At 70.4% G+C, this 23489-nt stretch carries 27 protein-coding genes; 19 read left to right on the top strand and 8 right to left on the bottom strand.

Translation table 11 applies throughout. From position 1 onward, the window contains the following. Positions 1 to 24 precede the first annotated feature (24 nt). The 7 genes from map (at position 25) to KILIM_RS05980 (ending at position 5348) form a co-directional block, all read left to right on the top strand. Positions 25 to 798, top strand: a complete 774-nt coding sequence (gene map / locus KILIM_RS06010) for a type I methionyl aminopeptidase (protein ID WP_006591751.1) — start codon at positions 25 to 27, stop codon at positions 796 to 798. A gap of 239 nt (positions 799 to 1037) precedes the next feature. Further along, on the top strand, positions 1038 to 1757 hold the full coding sequence (locus KILIM_RS06005; protein ID WP_246308781.1) for an amino acid ABC transporter ATP-binding protein: 720 nt from the start codon (positions 1038 to 1040) through the stop codon (positions 1755 to 1757). A gap of 49 nt (positions 1758 to 1806) precedes the next feature. Further along, a complete protein-coding gene (locus KILIM_RS06000; protein ID WP_006591749.1) occupies positions 1807 to 2658 on the top strand; it encodes a glutamate ABC transporter substrate-binding protein in 852 nt (283 codons plus the stop codon). A 93-nt stretch (positions 2659 to 2751) separates the two neighbouring features. Further along, positions 2752 to 3423: an amino acid ABC transporter permease gene (locus KILIM_RS05995; protein ID WP_006591748.1), complete on the top strand. Its 672-nt coding sequence runs from the start codon at positions 2752 to 2754 to the stop codon at positions 3421 to 3423. Positions 3424 to 3466: 43 nt separating this feature from the next. Beyond that, complete coding sequence (locus tag KILIM_RS05990; protein WP_006591747.1) at positions 3467 to 4366, top strand: amino acid ABC transporter permease; 900 nt, start codon at positions 3467 to 3469, stop codon at positions 4364 to 4366. 180 nt (positions 4367 to 4546) lie between these two features. Beyond that, a complete protein-coding gene (locus KILIM_RS05985; protein WP_006591746.1) occupies positions 4547 to 4921 on the top strand; it encodes a hypothetical protein in 375 nt (124 codons plus the stop codon). Next, on the top strand, positions 4914 to 5348 hold the full coding sequence (locus KILIM_RS05980) for a hypothetical protein (RefSeq protein ID WP_006591745.1): 435 nt from the start codon (positions 4914 to 4916) through the stop codon (positions 5346 to 5348). Before KILIM_RS05985 ends, KILIM_RS05980 begins: the two co-directional genes overlap by 8 nt. Positions 5349 to 5459: 111 nt before the next feature. On the opposite strand, the gene KILIM_RS24465 is transcribed toward KILIM_RS05980, so the two are convergent. Beyond that, positions 5460 to 6194, bottom strand: coding sequence for a hypothetical protein (locus tag KILIM_RS24465; protein WP_006591744.1), 735 nt, complete (start codon positions 6192 to 6194; stop codon positions 5460 to 5462). A 129-nt stretch (positions 6195 to 6323) separates the two neighbouring features. Here KILIM_RS24465 and KILIM_RS05970 point away from each other — a divergent pair, with 129 nt between their 5' ends. Beyond that, the gene (locus KILIM_RS05970) at positions 6324 to 7013 is read left to right on the top strand and encodes a TetR/AcrR family transcriptional regulator (protein ID WP_006591743.1); all 690 of its coding nucleotides are present in this window, start codon (positions 6324 to 6326) and stop codon (positions 7011 to 7013) included. A 183-nt stretch (positions 7014 to 7196) separates the two neighbouring features. On the opposite strand, the gene KILIM_RS05965 is transcribed toward KILIM_RS05970, so the two are convergent. From KILIM_RS05965 to KILIM_RS05955, 3 genes are read right to left on the bottom strand one after another with little or no spacing between them, the layout of a single operon-like run. Beyond that, the gene (locus KILIM_RS05965) at positions 7197 to 7952 is read right to left on the bottom strand and encodes an ABC transporter permease (protein ID WP_006591742.1); all 756 of its coding nucleotides are present in this window, start codon (positions 7950 to 7952) and stop codon (positions 7197 to 7199) included. Continuing rightward, positions 7949 to 8716: an ABC transporter permease gene (locus KILIM_RS05960; protein WP_006591741.1), complete on the bottom strand. Its 768-nt coding sequence runs from the start codon at positions 8714 to 8716 to the stop codon at positions 7949 to 7951. Before KILIM_RS05960 ends, KILIM_RS05965 begins: the two co-directional genes overlap by 4 nt. A gap of 60 nt (positions 8717 to 8776) precedes the next feature. Next, positions 8777 to 9691, bottom strand: coding sequence for an ABC transporter ATP-binding protein (locus KILIM_RS05955; RefSeq protein ID WP_040562386.1), 915 nt, complete (start codon positions 9689 to 9691; stop codon positions 8777 to 8779). Positions 9692 to 10000: 309 nt separating this feature from the next. Here KILIM_RS05955 and KILIM_RS05950 point away from each other — a divergent pair, with 309 nt between their 5' ends. The 4 genes from KILIM_RS05950 to KILIM_RS05935 all read left to right on the top strand — a co-directional run bounded on the left by KILIM_RS05950 (position 10001) and on the right by KILIM_RS05935 (position 12704). Next, a complete protein-coding gene (locus KILIM_RS05950; protein WP_006591739.1) occupies positions 10001 to 10564 on the top strand; it encodes a MauE/DoxX family redox-associated membrane protein in 564 nt (187 codons plus the stop codon). A 2-nt stretch (positions 10565 to 10566) separates the two neighbouring features. After that, positions 10567 to 11391, top strand: a complete 825-nt coding sequence (locus tag KILIM_RS05945; RefSeq protein WP_006591738.1) for a hypothetical protein — start codon at positions 10567 to 10569, stop codon at positions 11389 to 11391. A 116-nt stretch (positions 11392 to 11507) separates the two neighbouring features. Then, positions 11508 to 12110, top strand: a complete 603-nt coding sequence (locus KILIM_RS05940; RefSeq protein WP_006591737.1) for a sulfite exporter TauE/SafE family protein — start codon at positions 11508 to 11510, stop codon at positions 12108 to 12110. Between the two features lie 42 nt (positions 12111 to 12152). Beyond that, on the top strand, positions 12153 to 12704 hold the full coding sequence (locus KILIM_RS05935) for a hypothetical protein (RefSeq protein ID WP_006591736.1): 552 nt from the start codon (positions 12153 to 12155) through the stop codon (positions 12702 to 12704). 203 nt (positions 12705 to 12907) lie between these two features. Here the strand turns inward: KILIM_RS05935 and KILIM_RS24330 are convergent, their stop codons facing one another. After that, on the bottom strand, positions 12908 to 13147 hold the full coding sequence (locus tag KILIM_RS24330) for a hypothetical protein (RefSeq protein ID WP_051988656.1): 240 nt from the start codon (positions 13145 to 13147) through the stop codon (positions 12908 to 12910). A gap of 103 nt (positions 13148 to 13250) precedes the next feature. Between KILIM_RS24330 and KILIM_RS24325 the strand changes: the two genes are divergently transcribed. Genes KILIM_RS24325 through KILIM_RS05920 form a run of 3 tightly spaced genes read left to right on the top strand, consistent with a single transcriptional unit; the run spans position 13251 to position 16229 of the window. Further along, positions 13251 to 13997 (top strand): LGFP repeat-containing protein, encoded by a 747-nt coding sequence (locus KILIM_RS24325; protein WP_169330742.1) that lies wholly within the window; start codon positions 13251 to 13253, stop codon positions 13995 to 13997. A gap of 59 nt (positions 13998 to 14056) precedes the next feature. After that, on the top strand, positions 14057 to 15433 hold the full coding sequence (locus KILIM_RS05925) for a UTP--glucose-1-phosphate uridylyltransferase (RefSeq protein ID WP_040562379.1): 1377 nt from the start codon (positions 14057 to 14059) through the stop codon (positions 15431 to 15433). Between the two features lie 10 nt (positions 15434 to 15443). After that, positions 15444 to 16229, top strand: a complete 786-nt coding sequence (locus KILIM_RS05920; protein ID WP_006591733.1) for a SanA/YdcF family protein — start codon at positions 15444 to 15446, stop codon at positions 16227 to 16229. 84 nt (positions 16230 to 16313) lie between these two features. On the opposite strand, the gene KILIM_RS05915 is transcribed toward KILIM_RS05920, so the two are convergent. After that, positions 16314 to 17303: an AEC family transporter gene (locus tag KILIM_RS05915; protein WP_006591732.1), complete on the bottom strand. Its 990-nt coding sequence runs from the start codon at positions 17301 to 17303 to the stop codon at positions 16314 to 16316. A gap of 122 nt (positions 17304 to 17425) precedes the next feature. Between KILIM_RS05915 and KILIM_RS05910 the strand changes: the two genes are divergently transcribed. Beyond that, entirely contained in the window at positions 17426 to 18067 is a 642-nt protein-coding gene (locus KILIM_RS05910; protein ID WP_006591731.1) for a class I SAM-dependent methyltransferase, read from the top strand. Positions 18068 to 18135: 68 nt separating this feature from the next. Here KILIM_RS05910 and KILIM_RS05905 read toward each other — a convergent pair whose 3' ends face one another. Together KILIM_RS05905 and KILIM_RS05900 are read right to left on the bottom strand one after the other, a co-directional pair. Beyond that, complete coding sequence (locus tag KILIM_RS05905; protein ID WP_006591730.1) at positions 18136 to 19284, bottom strand: AbrB family transcriptional regulator; 1149 nt, start codon at positions 19282 to 19284, stop codon at positions 18136 to 18138. A 167-nt stretch (positions 19285 to 19451) separates the two neighbouring features. Next, entirely contained in the window at positions 19452 to 19721 is a 270-nt protein-coding gene (locus tag KILIM_RS05900; RefSeq protein ID WP_006591729.1) for a PspC domain-containing protein, read from the bottom strand. Between the two features lie 303 nt (positions 19722 to 20024). Between KILIM_RS05900 and KILIM_RS05895 the strand changes: the two genes are divergently transcribed. The 3 genes from KILIM_RS05895 to KILIM_RS05885 all read left to right on the top strand — a co-directional run bounded on the left by KILIM_RS05895 (position 20025) and on the right by KILIM_RS05885 (position 23419). Further along, positions 20025 to 21080: a nitronate monooxygenase gene (locus KILIM_RS05895; protein WP_006591728.1), complete on the top strand. Its 1056-nt coding sequence runs from the start codon at positions 20025 to 20027 to the stop codon at positions 21078 to 21080. 334 nt (positions 21081 to 21414) lie between these two features. Beyond that, entirely contained in the window at positions 21415 to 22572 is a 1158-nt protein-coding gene (locus KILIM_RS05890) for a hypothetical protein (protein ID WP_006591727.1), read from the top strand. Positions 22573 to 22906: 334 nt separating this feature from the next. Further along, entirely contained in the window at positions 22907 to 23419 is a 513-nt protein-coding gene (locus tag KILIM_RS05885) for a hypothetical protein (RefSeq protein ID WP_006591726.1), read from the top strand. The last annotated feature ends 70 nt before the right edge of the window (positions 23420 to 23489 follow it).

Raw genomic sequence — 23489 nt, 5'->3', positions numbered from 1 at the left:
ACGAACGAAGGAACACCGAGCACAGTGATCGAACACTTCACCCCCCGCGAGATCGAGGCGATGCGACCGGCCGGCGAGTTCGTCGCCGGCGTGCTGGCGACTCTGGAGTCCGAGGTCCGGGTGGGCACCAACCTGCTCGACATCGACCGGCGGGCGCACGAGTTGATCCGGGAGCGCGGCGCGACCAGTTGCTACATCGACTACCACCCAAGCTTCGGCGCATCGCCGTTCGGGCACGTCATCTGCACCTCGGTCAACGACGCGGTGCTGCACGGGTTGCCGCACGACTACAAACTGCGCAACGGAGATCTGCTGAGCATCGACTTCGCCGTCTCCGTCGACGGCTGGGTCGCCGACTCGGCCCGCAGCTTCATCGTCGGTGAGCGCCGCGACCCGGCCGACCAGGCGGTCATCGACACCACCGTGGCGGCGCTGGACGCCGCGATCGCGGTGGCTCGGGCCGGCAACAAGCTCGGCGACATCTCCGCGGCCATCGGGGCGATCGCCCACCGCGACGGTTACACGGTCAACACGCAGTTCGGCGGCCACGGTGTCGGCCGCACGATGCACGGCGAGCCGCACGTGCCCAACGACGGTCGCGCGGGCCGTGGCATGCGTCTCAAGCCGGGGCTGGTCATCGCCATCGAGCCGTGGCTGATGCGCGGCACCGACGCGATTTTCACCGACCCGGACGGCTGGACGTTGCGCAGTCAGGACGGCTCCCGCGGCGCTCACAGCGAGCACACGATCGCCATCACCCAGGGCGACCCCATCGTGCTCACCGCCCGCCCCGACTGAAAGGGCGCGCCCGGTAGACCGGCGTAGGCCCGGGCGGCGGCATCCAACTTCGTCCCATTCTGTGGGCGAACAGGTGTGCGCAAGCGTCACGATTAGGTCGCAAACTGCCTCGCGGGGGTCAACTTGTCGGTGCTCTGACCTAGTGTCCGTGCATGACCGACTCCCCCGAGCCCGTCGACGACGCTCCGACCGGTGGCCTGTCCAAGCGGCGTGGGCGTCCCGGGCGCCCGCTCGTCGTGATGAAAGACGTCAACAAGCACTTCGGCGATCTGCACGTGTTGCGCGAGATCAACCTGACCATCCACGAGGGTGAGGTGGTCGTCGTCATCGGCCCCTCCGGCTCCGGTAAGTCGACGTTGTGTCGCACGATCAACCGCCTCGAGACCGTCGAGAGCGGCACCATCACCATCGACGGTCAGCCACTGCCCGAAGAAGGCAAGGGGCTGGCCAAGCTGCGCGCCGAGGTCGGCATGGTGTTCCAGTCGTTCAACCTCTTCGCGCACAAGACCATCCTCGAGAACGTCACGCTCGGGCCGATCAAGGTGCGCAACACCAAGAAGTCGCAAGCGGAGTCTCGGGCCAAGGAGTTGCTCGAGCGCGTCGGGGTGGCCCACCAGGCCGCGAAGTACCCGGCGCAACTCTCCGGTGGTCAGCAGCAGCGCGTGGCCATCGCCCGCTCGTTGGCGATGGAGCCGAAGGTCATGCTCTTCGACGAGCCGACCTCCGCGCTCGACCCCGAGATGATCAACGAGGTCCTCGACGTCATGATCGACCTCGCCGACGGCGGCATGACGATGGTCGTGGTCACCCACGAGATGGGGTTCGCGCGCCGTGCCGCCGACCGGGTGGTCTTCATGGCCGACGGCGAGATCGTCGAGCAGGCCGAACCCGAAGAGTTCTTCACCAACCCGCAGTCCAACCGCGCCAAGGACTTCCTCGGCAAGATCCTCACCCACTGACCCACCCACGAGCAACACGACCGCCATCCACCAGCAAACGGAGACGATCATGAAGAAGACCCGTATCGGCCTCATGGCCATCGTGAGTGCGGCCGCGCTCGCCCTGTCCGCCTGCGGAGCCGGGACCGAAGACGCCGGAGGTGGCACCGGCGACAGCACTGCGGGCGGTGGCGCTACGGGCCCGCTGCGCGTCGGCATCAAGTTCGACCAGCCTGGTCTCGGCCTGCAGGAGGGCGCCAACTACACCGGCTTTGACGTCGAGGTCGCCAACTACATCGGTCAGCAGCTCGGTCGCGGAGTCCAGTTCTCCGAGGCCCCGACCCCCCAGCGCGAGACGCTGCTGCGCACCGACCAGGTCGACATGATCGTGGCCACCTACTCGATCACCGACGAGCGCAAGCAGCAGGTCTCCTTCGCCGGGCCGTACCTCATCGCCGGCCAAGACCTCCTGGTCCGGGAGAACGAGACCGCGATCACCGGTCCGGAGACGCTCGAGGGCAAGACCCTGTGTTCGGTACGCGGGTCCACGCCCGCCCAGCGCGTGCAGAAGGAGCACCCCGGTGTTCAGCTGCAGGAGTACGACACCTACTCCAACTGCGTCGAGGAGCTGGTCAACGGCACCGTCGACGCCGTCACCACCGACGACGTGATCCTCGCCGGCTTCGCCGCCCAGCCGCAGTTCTCGGGCAAGGTCAAGCTCGTCGGCAACCCGTTCTCGCAGGAGAACCTCGGGGTCGGCGTGCAGAAAGACAACGAGCAGCTGTGCAACCAGGTCACCGACGCCCTCAAGCAGATGATCGACTCCGGTGCCTGGCAGCAGAAGGTCGACGAGGTCTTCGGGGCCGCGGGCTACAAGCCCGGCCCGGGCAACCCGCCCACCCCCACCTGCCAGCGGGCCTGACCCCACTCCCCTCGATCGGCGGACGGCTGCACGGCCGTCCGCCGATCCCGTCGGAGCGGACCTGGCAATCCGCCCTCATGAAAGGCAACGTGGATGGGTCAAATCCTCGCGAACTATGACGTGTTCGCGTACTTTTTCCTGACGATCCGTCTGGCCGTCTTCTCGGCGATCGGCGCGTTCGTCCTGGGCACCATCATCGCGATCTTCCGCCTGGCTCCCGTGGGGTTCTTGCGCGGGCTCGGTCGCTTCTATGTCGAGGTCATCCGCAACACGCCCCTGACCCTGATCATGGTGTCGACGCTGCTGGTGTTCCACTCCAACCTGTTGATCCCCATGATCGGGGCGGACACCGTCGCGACCCGCAACTTCAACTGGGCGGTGGTCGCGCTGGCGATCTACCACTCGGCGTTCGTGTGCGAGGCACTGCGCAGTGGCGTCAACACCGTGCCGGTCGGCCAGGCCGAGGCCGCGCGATCGATGGGGCTGACCTTCACGCAGAGCCTGCGGCACGTCATCTTTCCGCAGGCCTTGCGAGGCGCCATCGTGCCGCTGACCAACGTCTTCATCGCCTTGACGAAGAACACCACCGTCGCCGCAGTGATCGGAGTCGCCGAGATCGCCTACCTGACCTCGATCGTCATCGAGAACCAGCCTGGCCTCATCCTGTCGATGTTCCTCATCGTCGCCCTCGGGTTCGTGATCCTCACTCTTCCGATCGGACTGCTCGGCACCTACCTAGGACGCAAGTTGGCGGTGCAGCGATGAGCCATGTGCGCGACACCGTCCCCCACGCACGGAAGGGAGCGTCATGAGCAACGCACCCGCCCAATTGTTCGACATTCCCGGTCCCCGGGCGCGGATGATTCAGCGGATCGTCGCCGCCGTCATGATCGTCGCTGCGGTCGGCTTCGGCGCCCTCGTCATCTGGCGGTTGGCCGAACGGGGTAACCTCTCTGCCGCCCGCTGGTCACCGTTCCTCACCGAGACCGTGTGGACGGTCAACATCATCCCGGGCCTCATCAACACGCTGTACGCGGCCGCCATCTCCATCGTGCTCGCCTGCACGCTGGGGCTCCTACTCGGCATCGGGCGCCTCTCCCTGATCGCCCCGGTGCGCTGGTTCTGCACGGTCTTCGTCGAACTCTTCCGCGCCGTGCCCGTGCTGGTCATGATGATGCTGGCCTTCTGGGGAGCGCTGTACTACCTCAACGTGCCCGGGCGGTTCCTGCCTCTGATCGGCGCCATCGTCGGCTTGACGCTCTACAACAGTTGCGTCATCGCCGAACTGCTGCGCTCAGGTGTCCACTCACTGCCCAAGGGCCAGGCCGAGGCGGGGCTGTCGATCGGCCTGACGCGGGGCCAGACCCTGATGTCGATCCAGCTGCCCCAGGCGCTCACGGCGATGCTGCCCTCCCTGGTGGCACAACTCGTCGTCGTCCTCAAAGACACGGCGCTCGCGTACCAGATCACCTACCCCGAGCTGCTGCGCCAGGGTGTGCGTATCGGGTCCCAGTACGGCAACATCGTTCCGGCGATCATCGTCATCGCGGTGATCTTCATCCTCGTCAACTTCCTCCTGACCCGCTTCGCCGAGTGGCTCGAGCGGCGGCTCAGCCATCGCGGCCGAGTCGCCGGCGGCGCGATCGGCGGCGACCCGGAGATGACTGCCGGGCATGAGGAGGGGGTCCAGCCCGCGAACAAGACTTAGCCGGCGACTCTTCGCCAGACCCGAGATTCGGGGCGCTCCTGCAGTTGGGGCGCCCCGAGTTCGTTCGCCCCGAGGTCGTTCGCCCCGAGTTCGGACCACGCGACCGGTCGACCGGCGCTGCTCGTACAGTGAGTACCGCTCGAAGAACCACGCCGCCGCCCGTGAAGGACTGAACGACCCATGCTCGAGGTGATCATCGCCGGAATGTGGGTCGTCACCGGGTGCGGGATCGTGCTGCTGGCGCTGGCGGCCATCGGTCGCGCGCCGCGGCGCGTGGCCTTGGGTGTCGCGGGCATCGCCTACGCGGCGACCCTCGTCGGTCTCGGTGCGAACATCGTTCTGCTCGTGCAGGGCTGGCGCCTGCCGGACCTGGCGACGCACCTGGGTTACCTGATCTCGCTGCCGTTCATCATCCCGGCCGGGTACGCGCTGACCTACAAGAAGATCGACCGCTGGGGGCTGGTCATCCTCGGCGTCGCCACCCTCATCGGCGCGATCATGATCGTGCGCCAGGTGCAGACCCTCGGCATCCCGTTCGGGTACCTCAATGTCTGAGGGCACCGCCTCCGTGGCCCACCCCGAACCCTCGACCACCGTGCCGTCGGGCCCGGGTCGGCTGTTCACGCTGCTCTACGGAATCTTCGCGGTCGGCGCGACGTCACGCTCGGCGGTGCAGCTCATCGAACGGGCCTCGCACGCCCCGGTGGCCTACGGGTTGTCAGCGCTCGCGGCGCTCGTGTACGTCGTCGGCTTCGTGCTGCTGCTGCGCTGGGGGCACCCCGGTTCGCGGCGGGCGATGCGCGTGCTGTGCCTCGTCGAGCTGACCGGGGTGCTCGTGGTCGGCACCCTGTCGGTCGCGCGTACCGACCTGTTCCCCGACGCCACCGTGTGGTCCAACTTCGGCATGGGCTACCTGTTCTTGCCTGCGATCCTGCCGATCCTCGTGCTCCGCTGGCTCAAACGCACGGCACCCACGGCCTGATCCGCCCGACTGCACACCTGGACCCCGCACTGGACAGCTGGAATCCCCACTGACCAACCGCTCGAGTTGTTGTTCAGTCGCCTCGGCGATAGCCCAGTCGTCCGGCCTCCATCACTGATCGTGAGCGGTCGCCTGCCGGTGGGCGGCCAACAACAGGTAGCCCGCGGCCAGGGCGTAGAGCACACCGAAGGCCATGCGCCCCGCGGTAGGCAGGTAGAACTGCGGGAGCAGGAGCGCGACGAGCATCCCGAGCGGCCAGGCAGCGAACCGGATCGACGCTGTGGCCGCCGGATACCGGTGAGCCCAGGCTGCGGCCAGCGCCAGACCCGCTACCGCCAGCAGCACCAGCCCGAGGCCGAACATCGCCATCGCCACCGGCTCGTTACGCACCTGCTCGGCCAGGGCCAGCGTCGTGACGTCCACACCCGTCGCCCCGCCGGCGAGCGCGGCCTTGCCGATGACGTGCAGCGCGAACGTCTCCGCCCCGTAGTACGGCAGCACGAGCACCGTGCCGGCCAGAGCACTCCAGCGAGCGATCCGCGCGGGCACCCAGGACCTCGGGCGACCGGCCTGCGCCGTCTGTTCGTCGGCGAAGCGCACGGCGAGCCGTGCGAACGAGGCAATGGCCAGCATCCCCAAGACGTGCGCGGCCACCCACAACCAGGAGGCGAAGGCGGCAGCCACGGCCGCGGGCCCACCGTCGGCGTCGCCATAGGGGCGCAGCAGCAGGTAGGCGGCCATGAAGACGCCGGTACCGACCGTCGGCGCCAGCAGCCGGGTGCGGGTCTGACCCGCCGGCAACGGGTGCTGCGAGGTGGTGCGCGGGCAGCTGTTCGTGATGCTCATGTCGACTCTCCTGAAAGTTCGAGAGCGGCGCTCTCTGTTGTGACGAACGTAGAGCAGTGCTCTTGAATTTATCAAGAGCACTGCTCTCGCTTCTGTGCGAGACTGGCGCTGAGGACGAGGGAGACGCTGATGGCGGGCAAGCGGGAACAGGCACGGGAGCGCACGACGGCGGCGATCCTGCGGGCGGCGCGGGACGAGATCGAGCAGCACGGCGGGGGCGGCCTGTCGATGCGCGCCATCGCCCGGGAGGTCGGGCTGGTGTCGTCGGCCGTGTACCGCTATTTCCCAACCCGCGAGGCGCTGCTGACCGCGATGATCATCGAGAGTTACGGCCACCTCGCCCTGGCACTCACCGCCTCCGCCCGTTCGGGGGTCGCCTCGGGGGTGGCCTCGGGGGTCGCAGCAGACGCCGACGCGGGGGCCGAGCAATGGCTCGCGCTCGCCAACGGCCTGCGCACCTGGGCCACGGCGAATGCGCATGAGTTCCAACTGATCTACGGCACGCCGATCCCGGGCTACGTCGCGCCGCCGCAGACGGTGCCGGCTGCCGAGGCGGTCGCCCGGCACTTCCTGCAGGTCGGCGCGCACGCCGATATCGCGGGCTTCGACGAGGCGGGCCAAGCCGAGGGACTGACGGCCTACGCCGACGGCGCCGGGCTACAACCCGCGGGCGTTGCTGCGGTCCTGGCCGAACTCGCGGCCCTCGTCGGCTTCCTCAGCCTGGAGCTTTCCGGCCACTTCGTCGGCACCGCCGATCCGGCCGACCCCCTCTATACAGCGCTGGTAGCCCGCCAAACCCGCACGCTGAACCTCCGTTAGGCCCGCGATCAGGCACCGCCGCCATCGGGCCGATGACCACGGCAGCGACCCCTGAGCGGCTTCCGCCCGAAGATAGTGTTCGTCTTTGCTCACCGGACGGTGCAAAAGCGAACACTATCTTCGGCCGTAGGCCTGTTCGCGCCGCGACGCACCACGACTGCGCGGGGGTGCGGGGGGCAGGGCTCAGGTGAGCAGCAGGGCGTCGAGGCGGCGGCGGGCGCCCCACATGCCTAGCGTGCCCAGCGCGGCGAGGTAGACGACCGAGACCAGCGAGGCGAGGCCGACGGTGCCGGTCGTCAGTTCGCGGCAAAGCACGACGCCGCGGTACAGCGGGGTGGCCTCGATGATCCACCGCAGCGTGCCGCCGAGCGCCTCGATGGGAAAGAACGTGCCGCTGAACAGCACGAGCGGCATGAGCAGCAGGGTGACGTACTCGAAGTCCTGCCACGACTTCAGGTACGTCGTGGCCCACATCCCCAGGCCGGCGAAGGTGTAGCCGATGAGCAGGCACGCGGGCAGCGCGAGCACGGCCCACCACGAGGTGAGGTACCCCATGAGCAGCATGATGAGCAGAAATCCGGCCGAGTAGATGCCGCCGCGCAGCAGCGCCCAGGTGGTCTCGGCCATCGCGATGTCCCGCGTCGTCATGGGCGTCGCCAGCACGGCGTCGTAGAGGCGGGCGTGTTTGAGGCGGAAGAAGATGTTGAAAGTCGCGTCCATGATCGCGCCGTTCATCGCCGACGTGGCGAGCATCGCGGGAGCCACGAAGTGCGCGTACGGGATCTGCCGCCCGTCGACCTCGAAGCCGCCCAACAGCGCGCCCACCCCGACGCCGATGGAGAACAGGTAGAACACGGGCTCGGCGAATCCGGTGAGAAAGACGGCCCATTCGCGGCGATAGACCAGGGCGTTGCGGGAGACCAACCGCCAGGCGTTCACACGATCACCCGCCGGGTGAGGCGCCGCACGCCCAGCCAGGCGCCGAGGGAGCCGAGGACCAGTAGGTAGGCGACGTGCCCGGCGGCGGCGCTCCAGTCGGGCTGGGCGAGCATGGCCATGCGGGTCAGCTCGACGCCATGCCACAGCGGCAGCGCCTGGGCCACCCACTGCAGCGGCTCGGCGAGGTTGCTCAGCGGAAAGAACACCCCGGAGAACAGGTACATCGGCACCTGCACAACGCGGTGCAGCACGGCGAACGGCGAGTCGCTGCGCAGCCCGGCGGTGAACGCGAACACGGGGCCGGCGAAGGCGAAGGCGATGAGCAATTGCACGCCCACGGCGACCAGCGCACCGGGCCAGTCGGCGAACAGACCGAAGAACGACAGGGCGACCGCGAACACCGCGCAGGAGAGTCCGACGCGGGCAACGATGGCGATGAGGTGGCCGATGACGACGTCGCTGACTCGCAGCGGGGTGGCGATCATGGCCAGGTAGGTCTTGTCCCAGGCGATCTTGCCGTAGACGGGCCACGTCGAGTCGCCGACGGCCAGCAGCATGGCCTGCCCGGCGAGCAGGCCGGGGGCGATGAAGTGCAGGTAGGAGGGAGCGCCGCCGACGCCCGGCGAGGCTTGGTCGACGAACCGGCCGAGGACCACACCGATGGCCAGGACGTAGAGCAGGGGCGTGAAGAAGGCGGTGACGATGGTGCCGCGCCAGGTGCGGCGCGCTTGGGTGAGCCAGTAGTCCACCTGCCGGGTAAGCATCATCGCTCGCCCCGGGGCTTGGGGCGCTCGAGCGCGTGTGGTGTCGACGGCGGTGGCCATTCAGTCGACCAGCGTCCGGCCGGTGAGGTGTAGAAAGACGTCTTCGAGGCTGGCCCGGCGCACCAGTCCGGAGGTGGGGGTCAGGCCGCGATGATGCGCGGCGGCGAGCGCGGCCTCGCCGTCGTCGGCGTAGAGCAGCACCCGGTCGGGCAACACCTCGACGCGGCCGGCGATCCCCTGCAGCCCGGCGGCGTAGGGCTCGTGGTCGACGACGCCGAAGCGCAGTTCGGCGACCTCGCGGGTGCAGTAGCGGGAGATGAGTTCGGCGGGGGTGCCCTCGGCGACGATGCGGCCGTGGTCCATGACGACGAGCCGGTCGCACAACTGCTCGGCCTCGTCCATGTAGTGGGTGGTCAGGATCTGGGTGACCCCGGAGTGCTTGAGCCGGTAGAGCTGGTCCCACAGGGTGTGCCGGGCCTGGGGGTCGAGGCCGGTGGTCGGCTCGTCGAGCAGCAGCAGGTCGGGGGCGTTGACGAGGGAGCGGGCGATGGTCAGCCGGCGCCGCATGCCGCCGGAGAGTTGGTCGACGCGGGAGGTGGCCCGGTCGGTCAGCCGCACGAAGTCGAGGAGCTCGTCGGCCCGCATCCGCACTCTGGCCCGGCTGAGCCCGAAGTAGCGGCCGTACACGGTGAGGTTCTCGCGCACGGACAACTCGGTGTCGAGGGTGTCGTCCTGCGGGCAGACACCGAGGCGGGCGCGGATCTGCGGCCCGTGGGTGGCCGGGTCCATGTCGAGCACCCGCAGGGTGCCGCCGGAGACCGGGGAGGTCGTGGCGATCATGCGCATGGTGGAGGACTTGCCGGCGCCGTTCGGACCTAGGAATCCGAACACCTCACCGCGACGAACGTCGACGTCGATCCCCTTGACCGCCTCGACGTCGCCGAACCCCTTGCGCAGCCCTTGTGCGCACACCATCGACCCCGCCACCCCCGCGACGCTAATCCACGGGGGGCCCATCCCGAACGCGCCGGCGCGAAATTTTACGACCTGCAGACCCAATCCTTGCTCGAGCCAGACACTCGTCCAGGCCAGCGGTTGGACGAGCGCCCAAAACGGGGTGTCTCGGACGCCGGCCGCGCCGGGCCTCAGGGGCGGCGACTCGCCGACGCCGATCCGGAGAGACTCGCCGCGCGAGCGGCTTGGCGGCTCTGCCGTTCGACATTTTCTGAAGGTCGAACGTGTGACTTGTCGAATAGCGAGACAGGCCCTTCCTAGGGCGTCTTTGTGGCCAATATCCTCAAGGGCATGCCCGGCATTCTTGCAGCGCCCTTTATCGCCGCTGCAATACTCTTAGCCATCAGCGCTGCACCCAAATTAATGGACCCGATGCCACTGGTCAGAGCGTTGCACTCAGTCAACATTCCAGCGAATCGAACACTCGTGCGGCTGTTCGCGACGGTTCAGTTCGGCATTTTCGCGGCCGCAATCATTGCGCCGTCACGCTGGCCTGCGGCCGCCCTGTGTTGCATCTATGTCGGATTCAGCGCTTTTGTGTGGATAGCGCTTCGGCAGGGTGGCGTCATGCAGTCCTGCGGGTGTTTCGGCAAGGCCGACACTCCACCGACTCGCAGCCACCTACTCGTCACGTTGGGGCTGGCGGCCGCCGCCGGTGCCGTCGCGGTCCAACCGAGCTTGGCCGCCGTCGCGCGTGACCCCGTCGTCATCGCGGTCACCTGGGTGGGGGCAGCGCTCGTCGCTTTCCTCGCCTGGCAGGTGTTCTCGGCGCTGCCTGCCACGACGCCGGCCGCCATCCGCAGTATCCACACCCACGCCAACAGGAGCACCTGACCATGCTTACCGCTCTGCTCATCGCGGTCGTGACGCTCAGCCTCGCCGTGGGCCTGCTGTCGATTCTCGTGCTCGGCCTCCTGCGCAGCCACGCCCTCATCTTGCGAGCGCTCGATGAACTGGGCGCCGGCCTCGACCTGGAGCGTGCGGCCGGGACCGACGACTCGATAGCCGAGCAACCCGGCCCGCTGCCGCTACAGCTGGGTGACGGAGTTGTGGCGGCGCGCCCAGCCGGTGCCCGGCGCTCGGCAGCCGATGTCGTCGGCACCGACCTGAACGGCCGGGAAGTCGTGGTCCCCATGGGTTCGTCAGGCGCGTCGACGCTCCTGGCGTTCTTGTCCAGCGGATGCAGCGTGTGCCACGAGTTCTGGGCCGCCTTCGCCGCGCCGGACCTCCTTGACATTCCCGCGGGCGCGCGCCTGGTCGTCGTCGTGCAGGGCCCGGAGAGTGAAAGCCCGGGTGCCCTGCGCCGACTCGCGACGCCCGGGCTGACGGTCGTGCAGTCGGACGCCACCTGGAGCGACTACGACATCCCCGGCTCCCCCTACTTCGTGCACGTGGAGGGCGGCGTCGTGACCGGCGAAGGGTCATCCACCCGGTGGGAGCAGGTGCGCAGCCTCATGGGCCAGGGGGTCGCAGAGATCGCCGAGGCGCGCGCGCACGACCCCGTCCTGGGCCGCGGCAGTCGCGATGACCTGCCCCGGATGGACCGCGAGCTGCTCGCGGCGGGAATCCACCCCGGGCACCCCAGCCTCTATGAGGCGCCCGATGCCCCCGGTGACCAGTCCTCGAGCCGCAGCTCGAAGCCCGCCGGAGTCGACGACTGATGAGTGAAATCACGTCGAGCCCGGCGCAGGTCAGTCTCGTGTTCGGGATGCTGATCGGCGTGCCCATCGCGGTCGTCGCGGCGATCCGCGCCACCTGGTCCCCTTGAGGCGAGTCGATGCTCTCGAGCATCTGCCCGCTAGGTGAGCGGGCTCGAGCCTCCCGCTGGCCCGTGACGACCGGCGCCTACGTCCTCGGCTCGGTGGCCGGCGGCGTCGCACTGGGCACCCTCGGCGCCGGCGTCGGAGCGCTCGTGCCCACCACTTGGCGAGGTTCGGTGCCAGTCCTCGGGCTGTTCGCCGCGTTGCTGATCGTCGGGCTCCTCGCAGATCTGGGACTGCTGGGCCGAGCCTTGCCCTCGTGGCGGCGCCAGGTCGACGAGCAATGGCTCACGCGGTACCGCGGCTGGGTGTACGGCGTGGGATTCGGCGTCCAACTGGGCTTCGGCGTCGCCACGATCGTGCCCAGCGCCACGACGTACGCGGTCGTTGTCGCGGCGATGCTGACCGGGCAACCCTCAGCGGGCGCGGTGATCGGCGCCACGTTCGGGTTGGTGCGCGCGCTACCCGTGTTCCTCGTCGCGAGGGTGGAGGCGCCCGGGCAGCTACGCGCCCTCTTTCGAGGCTTGCAGCGGTGGGCCCGCCCAGCTGACGTGCTTGCCCAGGTTTCTCTCGCGCTGGCCGCCTTGGTCCTGATGGCCGGGGCCGTCGCCCTCATCTAGGCCGCTCCAACCCGACGACAGCACGCCTGAAGGAGAATCAGCATGAGCGCCGCGACCCTGCCCGCGATGGCGACGGCCGCCGCACCGGTCGTCTCCCGCTTCGGCCTCGCATCCCCACGCCCGCGGGGCTGGTCGGTCGACATTCGCCGACTCGAACCGGACGGCCTGCGGGTCGCATCCGTGGAGGGGAACAGCCTCCTGGGCAGCACGGGGGAGATCCTGCGACCGGTGCTGCATGCGAGCACCGCCGCCCTGCCCGACGACCGGGGTGACTTCGGGTCCGGTGCCGTGCAACTCCTCGGCAGCGCGGACGTCTTCTTCGCGCTCGTGGACTACGGGCCGGAGGTCGCCGACACGGGGCTGTTCGCAGCGAACGGGATACCCCGGCTGGCGCCCAGCCAGTTCAGCCAGAACAACCTCCAACGTCCGCAGGCACGAGTCAGCGCCGCGCAGCACTTCTTTTCCAGTGGTGGCCGGGGCTTTTGCCTGTTCGTGGTGATCGGCGCGCACCGCCGACGGATGGCCACGGTTCCCTTGGCGGCCTCCATGACCGCCCGAGTACGGATCACCCCCTACGCGCTGATGTCGAGGTAGCCCATGGACCACCCCACGCTCACCCAGTTGCGCACCCGACCCCGCGGCCTGGCTGGGTTCGTCGAGACGCTCGCCCGACGTCTTTACGGTGACCCGGCAGAGCCTGGCGGTCCCACGCGCCGCAGCGTCGTTCTGGGGGCGGCGCTGGCCGGCACGGCCTTGACAGTCGACCCGAAGGCGTACGTACTGCGTCCGCAAAGCGCCTACGCGACGGTGTGCGGACCGGCGACCAAGGCAGCCAACGGCTGGACGGTCTTCTGCTGCACGGTCAACAAGGGTTCTAACACCTGCCCGCCGGGCAGCTTCGCGGCCGGCTGGTGGAAGGCGGCGGACTCCTCATGGTGCTGCGGCGGATACCGGTACATCATCGACTGCAACGCCCGATGCACGAAGTGCGGCTGCGGCCGCGGGCACCTGTGCAACAGCAGCTGCTGGAGCTGCAAGTGTGGCCGGGGACCCTCGTCCAGCTGCGACCAGCGGCGACACTGCTGCAACGCCTTTCGCTACGGCCAGTGCAACACCCACGTTCGGTGCAGCGGAGGCGTGGTGTGCCGCATCGCCAGCTGCATCCCGCCGTACGCCTTCGAGAACTGCACCCGCACCTCTCTGCGCGACGACCGGACGAGTCAACACAACGCCCCGTGCCTGCAGGGTTGCGGGCCGCTGCTGCGCAAGTTCCAGGCGTTGGGTGCGGAGCGCTCCTATCTGAAATCGTCGCTGGGGCCGCAGAAGGCCGTCGGTGACGGCCGGGGCCAAGTCGTGCGGTACCAGGGGGGCGCCATCTATTGGACGCAGGCGACGGACGCACAGGCACTGAACGCCGCAGCGCTGACCGCCTATCTCGCCGCGGGCGGACCTGCGGGGCCGCTCGGCTACCCGATGGCCGACTCCGGCAGTGACCCGGAGTGGACCCAGCGGTTCCGCGGCGGCTCGATCGTCAAAGGTCCGCGCACCACGCCACAGGCCATCTGGGGCGAGTCGTTCATCGTGTGGAAGCGGCTCGGCTATGGCCAAGGCATCCTCGGGCACCCCTCCGGACCGCGGACTCAGCGGCCCGACAAGGGATGGGCGCAGGCCTTTCGGAACGGGTGCGTCACGTGGGGCCCACGCACCCGGCCCGTCGGGGTCGCGGGGTTCATCTACCTGGAGTGGATGAAGGAAGGGGGCGCCGACGGGCCGTGGGGGTACCCGGTTTCCGACACCGAGCAGCTGCCCGACGGCAGCTGGCGGGGCGTCTTCGAGGGTGGCACCCTGACTTTCCCAGGGCCCCCTTACGTCGTGAAGCGTGGCTGATCCGGGGCGCTTCGTCGGGGCCTCGGAGGTTGTCGGGGGCCTGTCCTACGATCGAGGACATGAGCGCTGAGGGTCTGCAGCAGGCACGCGCGAAGATGGTCGACGCCGGGGTCAACGAGGCGGCGATCGGGGTCTTCGAGCACTATTACGAGCAGTTGGCGGGGGGCGAGACGGGCCTCATCCCGGAGGATTCCATCGAGCCGTTGCTCGACCCGCCGATGCTCGCCGACGTCGAGATCAGCGAACAACAGGCCCGCGAGGCGATCGGCAAGACGGTCATCATCAAGCTCAACGGCGGCCTCGGCACCAGCATGGGCATGTCGAAAGCGAAGTCGCTGCTGCCGGTGCGCGACGGCAAGAACTTCCTCGATCTGCTCGTCGATCAGGTGCGTGCGACCCGCGAGCGGTACGGCGCGCGGCTGCCGCTGTTGTTCATGAACAGCTTCAACACCCGCGACGACACCCTGGCGGCCCTGGCCAAGCACCCGGACCTGCCCGTCGGCGACCTGCCGCTGGACTTTCTGCAAAGCCAGGAGCCCAAGCTGCTCGCCGATGACCTGACCCCCGCAACATGGCCCGCCGATCCGCGGCTGGAGTGGTGCCCGCCCGGGCACGGCGACCTCTACCCCTCGCTGCTGTCCACGGGCGTGCTGCAGCAGCTCGTCGACGAGGGCTTCCGGTACGCCTGCGTCAGCAACACCGACAACCTGGGCGCGGCCCCCGATGCCGTGCTCGCCGGCTGGTTCGCCCAGTCGGGGGCGCCCTATGCCGCGGAGGTCTGCCGGCGCACCGCGATGGACCGCAAGGGCGGCCACCTCGCGCTCCGCAAGAGCGACGGCCAGCTCATTCTGCGCGACACCGCGCAGACCGCGGATGAGGAGATGGACTACTTCACCGACGAGCACCGACACCCCTTCTTCCACACCAACAACCTGTGGTTCGACCTGCCGGCAGTGCTGGCGGTCCTCAAAGAGCGTGGCGGCGTGCTCGGCCTGCCCCTCATCCGCAACACCAAGACCGTCGACCCCAAGGACTCGCAGAGCCCGCAGGTCATCCAGATCGAGTCGGCGATGGGCGCCGCCATCGAGGTGTTCGAGGGCGCGCAGGCCATCTGCGTGCCCCGGCGGCGGTTCCTGCCGGTCAAGACGACGAGCGAACTGCTGCTGCTGCGCTCCGACGCCTACGACGTCGGCGACGACGGCCAACTGACCCTGGCGGTCGAGAGCGCCCCCACCATCGAGCTGTCCACGGCGTACAAGAAGATCGGCGACTTCGAAGATCGCTTCCCCGCCGGTCCCCCGTCGCTGCGGGCCGCCCGGAGCCTGAGCGTGGACGGCGACTGGACGTTCGGGGCCGACGTCGTGGTCACTGGGGCCGCGAGCCTGAGCGCCGAGGGCGGCACGGTGCAGGACGGCGCCACGCTCGGGCAGAGCTGATCGGTCGGGGATGAGCGGGGTCGGGCCGGGCAGGCCGCACGGATCGAAGTGGTCCGGGCGGCCGGCGGGTGGCAGCGGCCTGGGAGCGGCCGACCCGGTCGTGCACGTCTCCGCCTCCACCAGCCGCCGACTGGGAGCTCTGCTCGCCGGGGCCCTGGTCGCGGGGCTCGTCGGGCTCGGCGTCCCGGCGGTGTGGACCCACCGCAGTGCGACCGGTCACCTGTACCCCGCGAGCCAGGCCGAGGCGGTGCCGCACCTGCCCGTGGCCCTCGTGTTGGGCGCCGGCCTCGACGGGCGGGGCGGCCCCTCGCCGTTTCTCGCGGCCCGACTCGACGTCGCCCACGACCTCTACACGCGGGGCGTCACCCGGGTGCTGCTGCTCTCCGGGTCCCGACGCGGCGCTACCTACGACGAGCCGGCGGTCATGCGCGAGTGGCTGCTGGCCCGCGGCGTCCCGGCCGCCGACCTGGTGACCGACGGTGAGGGGCACGACACCTACGCCTCCTGTTACCGGGCGCAGCACGTCTACGGGGTCGAGTCGATGCTCGTGGTCAGCCAGGCCTACCACCTGCCGCGCGCGCTGGCGATCTGCCGGCACCTCGGGCTGGCCGCCGTCGGCGTCGGGGACGAGACGATGCGGGTCTTCGAATCGACCTGGCGGGGCGGCGAACTGCGCGAGTACCCCGCCAACGTCAAGGCCGTCTGGGATGTCTTCGTCCGACGGCACCCCGCGCAGCTGGCCGACGACCCGCCCGATCCGGCCGTCCGGGAGGCGCTGGCCCGCCACGCCGACTGACGCCCCGCACGGGCTACGGAAACGAGCCCGACGAGTAAGGACGGGGTGCGGAAAGGAGCGCGAGCATGAGCCCCGGCCGGGGCGCTAGAGCGCCTGCCCCACGAGCAGCCACACGGGCACGGTCACCAGACCCGCCACGGTCTGCACGGCGATGATCGCCGCCATCAGGGGCGCGTCGCCGCCGAGGCGACGCGCCAGCATGTACGCGCTGGAGGCCGTCGGCAGCGACTGGAACAGCACCGCCACCACGGCGGCCGGGCCGCTGAGCCCGAGCGCCAACGCGATCCCCGCGGTCATCGCCGGCACGACGACGAACCGCAACGCCATCGACCAGGCGATGAGCACCCCCATCCCGTTCGGGCCGAGCAGGGCCTGCGGGCGGCGCAGCCCAGCGCCGACGCACAGCAGGCCGATGGGCAGGGCGGCGGTCCCCAGGATGCGGACGAGCTCACCGACTCCCACGAGCACTTCGCCGATGCCGGGCGCCTGCAGCGCCGCCGCTCCGACGGCGGACCGCCCGAGCACCTGCAGCCCCATGCCCAGCACGCACGCGACCACGAGGGGGTTGGTGACGATCTGGCGCGCAATGGCCAGCCAGTGTGTGTGCCCCTGCCCGTAGCGGGCCAACGCCAGCGTCGAGGTGACGTTGACCAGAGGCACCAGCACGGCGTTGCACAGCGCCGCCAGGGCCAGCCCGTCGGCACCGAAGACGGCCGTCGCCACGACGAGGCCGATGTAGTTGTTGAACCGCACGCCGCCCTGAAAGACCGACGTGAACGCCGGACCGTCGGGCGTGATGAGCCGCCGGACCAGCCAGGTGACGAGGGCGGCCAGGGCCGACGAGATCGCCAGCACCAGGGCCATCGACCCGACGCCCAGCCCCTCGAAGTCGGCCCGCGACAGCCCCGACACGAAGAGCGCCGGCAGCAGAATGAAATAGGCCAGCCGCTCGAGGTTGCGCCAGAACTCGTCGGTGAAGCGCCACTTGCGGCGCAGCGCCCAGCCGAGCGCGATGAGCGCGGCCGTGGGCAGCAGCGCCGACGTCAGTGCGCCCGCATCCAGGGTGCCACTCATGCGTTCTGGACGGGCAGCGGGACGGACGGCACAGCCAGAGCGTACCGGCAGGGCATGCCCGGCAGCCGCCCGCCAGAGGCGGCCGGGCTACGGTGAAACGGCACCGGCGAACAGGAGGAACCATGGCCGTCGAACCCGGCGAGTGGGAACGGATCATCGAGGCGAACCCGGACCACTCCCGCTGGTACATCCAGCGGTTCCGCGACCTGGAGGCCGCCGGCGACGACATCGTCGGCGAAGCCCGGCTCATCGACGCGATGCTGCCCCGCGGCTCGCGGGTGCTCGACGCCGGCTGCGGGCCGGGTCGCGTCGGGGGCTACCTACAGCGGGTCGGGCACGCGGTCGTCGGGGTGGATGTCGACCCCGAGCTGATCGCCGCCGCCCGGCAGGACCACCCCGGCGCCACCTGGATCGCCGCGAACCTGGCCGACCTCGACCTGGCCGCGCACGACCTCCCCAAGCCGGAGGGCGCGGAGCACGAGGGCGCGGCAGCACGGTTCGACGCCATCGTCTGCGCCGGCAACGTCATGACGTTTCTGGCACCGAGCACCCGAGTCGACGTGCTGCGCACCTTCGAGCGCCACCTCGACCTCGACGGGAGGGCGGTCGTCGGGTTCGGCGCGGGCCGCGGCTACGCCTTCGAGGACTTCTTCGCCGACGCCGCCACCGCGGGGCTGGCGCTCGACCTGTCGCTGGCCACCTGGGACCTGCGCCCGTTCACCGACACCAGCGACTTTCTCGTCGCAGTCCTGCGCCGCGGCTGACCGAGTCGCGCCTGACCGAGTCGCACCTGACCGAGTCGCACCTGACCGGCCCCGCGATCGGGGTGGCCTCAGAGGCGGGGTCGCAGCAGCCAGGCCAGCAGCGGCGCGGCGGCGAGCATGATGAGCAGGCGGATGACCTGCACGGCGAGCACGAACGTCAGGTCGGCGCCGGAATCGACGGCGATCGCGAGCACCGCGTACAGCCCGCCGGGGGTGGTGGCCAGGTACCCCTCCAGGGCGGAGTGCCCGGTCCAACGGGCCAGCAGCAGCCCGAACCCGGCGCAGATGACGATGGCCGCCACGATGAGCGCGAGAGCCGCGGGCAGGATCCGGGCGATCGAGCGCAACGCCGCAACGGTGAACCGCACGCCGACGGTCACGCCGATCAGCAGGTAGCCCACCGCCTGCACCGCCGTCGGCACCCCGAAGGTGAAGCCCAACCGCGGCGCGACGAACACCCCGATGAGCACCGCGAGCGTCAACGGACCCAGCAGCGCGCCGGCCGGCAGCCGCAGTCGGCGACCGAGCAGCGTGCCCAGCCCGCCACACACGGCGACGAAGACCAGCGACACCGGCCACGACGCCTCTCCGGAGAGGTCGAGCACCTGGCCCGTGCTCGGCGGGCGGAAGACCAGGGCCGCGACCACCGGCATACCCACGAGGATCACCAGCACTCTCACGTACTGCACGACCGAGACCACCCGGTCGTCCGCGCCGAGCTCGCGCGCGATCGCCGTGATGCCCGAGGCGCCGCCGGCGATCATGGAGAACACCCCGGTCGGCGTCGACACCGCGCCCCCACGGGCCAGCAACAGCCCGGAGCCGATGCTCACCGCGAGGGTCGCCACCCCGACCCCGACAATCGCGACTCCGGTCCAGCCGCCGAGCTCCCCCACCGTGCGGGGGTCGATGAGCGCCCCGATCGAGACGCCGATGATCGCCTGGCCGAGCGGGGACCCCCACGGCGGCATGGCGAGTGTCGGCAAGGGGCGCGACCCGAGCCGGCGCCCGGTCAGCAACACCGCGTAGAGCATCGAGCCCAGCACCGCACCGAACAGCAGCGGCGACGGCAGACCGGTCGCGGCGAACACCCCGGAGGCAAGCGCCACGAGCAGCGCGAGCACCGCCCAGCCGAGGAGTCTGGACTCCGGCTCCGGGCCGCTGCTCGCCCCCTGGGCGGCGCCGTCGGCGGGGCTCAGAACAGCTCCCCGGCACACGCGTCCGCCCCGGCCAGGGAGTGGCCGGGGCGGACGAGGAGGCGGATCGGGTGCTGCATGGGGTTCAGTCTGCCGCTACGCGGGCCGGGGATCCCCCGGAGGGCTGCTGCGGCGTCGAGCCAGGGGGCCGCCGATCAGTGGCTGGACCGGGATCGGATCGGGATCGATCAGTGGGTGAGTCGGTCCTGCGGGCCGGAGCCGGTGATCGGGCCCGAGTTGGGGGTGAAGGTGTCGTCCGGCATCACGATCCACGCGGCGGGGTACAGCAGGATCGGACTGCCGGGCAGCACGAACATCAGGAGAACGACGAGGCACCGCAACGCCCAGGCGTTGATGCCCCACTTCGTCGCGAGGCCGCCGCACACGCCACCGATGACGCGCTCGGAGCTCGACCGGGTGTAGCCCCGACGGGCGAGGGACTCGTGGATGGAGTTCATGACTGCCTTTCTCGTGCCTGACTGATACCTGCCGGCATCGAACTGGATCGGGTGGGTCGCCGGTGTGCGACTTCCCTTCCACCCTGCCCGCTGGCGGCTTGCGCGACCATGCGGTGCCACCCTGAACCGACCACGAGCCGACCACGAGAGACCGCCCGGTCCCGCCGGCAACCCGACCCGTGACCCCGAGGGGACCCCCGACCCCGGGATGCCCCAGGGGGGCAGGTGCGCTCCCCGCACGTCGCGTGCGCGCGGGCCCCGCCGTCCTTGCAACGCCGCGGAGCCGGTGCCAGGGTGGGGCGCATGCCGTCACCCTCCCTCGGTTCTGCGACCGTGCCGTGGCCGCTCACCCCACTGCCCGTGGTCGCCGCCCCGATGGCCGGCGGCCCGTCGACTCCGCAGCTGGCCGCCGCGGTGAGCACCGCGGGCGGCCTGGGCTTTCTGGCGGCCGGCTACCGTAGCGCCGCCGAGGTCGCCGCCCAGGTTCGAGCCACGCGGGCGTTGACGGCCGCACCGTTCGGGGTCAACGTCTTCGTGCCGAACGTCGAGGGCGACGCGGGCCGACAGCGAGCGCAGCGCACGGCGGTCGACGCCTACATCGACCTGCTGTCCGCGGAGGCGATGCGTCTCGGGGTCGAGCTGCCGCAGCCGCGCTGGGACGACACCGACGACTGGGACGAGAAGATCGAGGTGCTGCTCGACGACCCGGTGGCGGTCGTGTCGTTCACGTTCGGGGTGCCCGACCCCCAGGTCGTGCACCGCCTGCACGAGGTCGGCTCCTGCGTGGCGGTGACGGTGACGTGCGAGGCCGAAGCCGACGCCGCGCAGCAGGCCGGGGCCGACGCGCTCATCGTGCAGGGCTTCGAGGCCGGCGGACACCGCGGCACCCACGACGTGGCCAGCACGCCGAACAGCCTCGACCACATCGAACTCCTGCGGTTGCTAGCCGGCGCCGAGGTGCCCCTCATCGCCGCCGGCGGCGTCACCACCCCCGGGGACACCCGCCGCGCCCTTGGTCTGGGCGCGGTCGCGGTGCAGGCCGGCACCGCCTATCTGCTCGCCGACGAGGCCGGCACCAACCAGTGGTACCGGCAGGCGCTGCGCGACGGCGACCGCGGCACCGGCATCACCCGCGCGTTCAGCGGCCGCCCCGCCCGCGGCCTGCGCAACCGCTTCATGGACACCTTCGACGACCTGGCACCGGCCGTCTTTCCCGCTGTCGACCAGCTGACCAAGCCGCTGCGGGCCCGCGCCGGGCAGCTCGGCGACGTCGAGGGGCTGTCGCTGTGGGCCGGTGCGGGCTGGCGAGCCGCCTCCGACACGGCTGCGGCCGACATCACTTTCCGGCTCGCCGGCTGACGGCGACGCCCCGACCGGCGGGTCTTTTGACGCCCGCTCCCAGCCACGCAGTGACGGGGCGCACAGCCGGCGGGGGTTGCCCGCAGAGTTTGCGGAGTTCTTAACCAACCTTGACCTGCCGCCCATTGAGTCGGCGCCGGTCGCTGCCGACTATGAGAGGGGAGCCGCTGCGGCGGCTCGCACCTGAGTGTCGCGGCGGCACCTCCACGAGAAGTCGGAGGCGTCGTCGGGCGCACCAGTTCACACGGCGGTGGCATGGGGAGGTCAGCCGTCGGCACCGACGTTTTCGACCGGTGCTGCCGATGGGGGCCGGTCAGCACGACGAGGGAGCCCCATGACGCCGACAAACCCGCTCGCGTCGAGCCCGCAGCTCAGTGCGGCCATCCGGGCCACTCGCCTCTACGTACTCGTCCGCGACGCCTATCTGGCGACCCCGTCGATCACCCTGCGCAAACTCGCGGCCCTCGATGAATTGCGCGCGACCGTCACTGCGCAGGCCGCCACCCACCCGAACCCGTCGGCCGAGGCAGCCCGCCCTGTGGAGGCGCCCGCTCCGGTCGAGCACGTGGCTCCGGTTGAGCAGGTTGCTCAGGTAGAGCAGGGTGCTCAGGTAGAGCAGGTGGCTCAGGTAGAGCAGGCCACCCCGGCGGACCACCGGCACCAGCCGGACCCGCCGGAGGCGTTGCGCGGCGTGCGTCTCGTCGAGTGGTTGCGCGACACGATGCACGAGGCCTCCGGGCAGCTCGGGCCCGCCGATGCGGCGATGGCGCTGCTGGAAGTCATGACATCGACCGCACCCCCGCGGCTGAGCGCCTGCGCACCCACCGGCGGCGCGGCGGACGGTCTGGACTGGTCCGCCGACCCGCTGGCGCTCTTTCTCGACGCCGCCGGCTACCTGGCCCCCCACCTGCCGGTGACGACCGTGACCCGGATGTACCGGGGGCACCGGCAGTCCCGTCGCCTACTGGCCGGTGCGAGCCGGCTGAGCTTTTCGCCGCGCGGCCTCGTCGATGCCGTGGGACCCCAGGACGCGGTCGCCGACATGATGGTGGCGGTGCTCGGCATTTCTCCCCCGGCGGCGCAGGCGGCAGCCGTCCTGCTGCTCGACGGAACCCCTCCCGAGCGCGCCGGCCTCGCCGGGGCCGCGATCTTCGACCGTCTCGACGGCTTCGCCGGCCCCGAGGCCTTCGTGGGGACCGCCCTGGGCCGCAGTAACCCGGGCAGCCTGAGCCATCACCTCGCCACGCTGGAGCCGGCGACGCGGCTGCGCCCGGCGGTGCGCCCTCGGATCGCGATCGGCCTGGAGGCGCTGCGCGAGGACCTGCACGCCATCCGCCCGGTCGACGAGGCGGAGGCAGCCCGGGTGCGCGCCGCTCGTCGCTGCGTCGAGTTCGCCGCCCTGCGGATGTTGGACCGCCAGAGCTTCGGCCTGTTCGCCGCCTCGCGGATGCCGCGCCCGCGCCCCTGGCTTCCGGCCACCGACCTCACCTGATCAGTCTCCGCCGGTCAACCCCGCCAGCAACCGCGGGCCCGCGCCATCCGGCCCGAAACCCCGCCCGCACCGGCTACGACCCCCAGGTGCGTGACGCACTCCCTGCGGCTCGTCGGGCCGTTGTCCTGCAGTTTGCACACGCCAGGTCGATGGGGTCTCAACGAGCCGGCGGTGCGCGGGCGGGCGGCAACGTGCCGCAACGCAGCAGCACGCCGCTCGCGACCGTCCCGCACTAGATCCCGAACGACACCCCGAAACCCGACGTGGCCTGGCTCACCGGCTGCGGCCCCGACCGACCGTCTCGACGACGGCTCAGAACGCTCAGGAGTTACCCATGTCTGCGCTGCCTCGACCCTTCGGCTCCGACCTGCCCACGGCGCCGCAGCAGACGACGCAGGCCGACGACACCACGGCCGGAAACTCCCTGGCCGGCAACCGCGCGAGCGGACCTGCTGCCGGATCGGGACTGCTGCGCGGCCGGCCCAACGGCCTGGCGGCGTTGCGGCGTGTCGAGATCGAACTGCTCATGCGGTATGCGGAGGCGGTCGGGCACGGTCACCTGGCACCGGCGAGCGTGCCGGTCTCCGAAGGGTCAGCCGTGCACGTCGACGGCGTCGATGCCGCCCGCACGCTGTTCGTCGAGGCGCACGCCTACCGCGACACGCTCGACCGGGCACAGCTCGACCTCGTGGTGCAGGACCTGTTCAAACTGGCCCTGGTGGCCCGCGCCAATCCGCAGGGGCGCTCGGTGCTGCTGCTCGGCGGTCACGCCGCCGCGCAGTCGCTGAGCCAGATGCGGCGCCGAGTGCCCAGCCTGGCCGAGGTGGAGATCGTCGTCGTCTCCTGACGACCGCAACGTCACCGAACGGCCCTCCGGGGGCTCAGGCGCCGCCGACTGCGCGCGAAACGACCCACAC

Source organism: Kineosphaera limosa NBRC 100340, assembly GCF_000298215.1.
GTDB lineage: Bacteria > Actinomycetota > Actinomycetes > Actinomycetales > Dermatophilaceae > Kineosphaera > Kineosphaera limosa.
The sequence above is the reverse complement of the archived record's forward strand: the minus strand, read 5'-3'. Positions and strand labels throughout refer to the sequence as shown.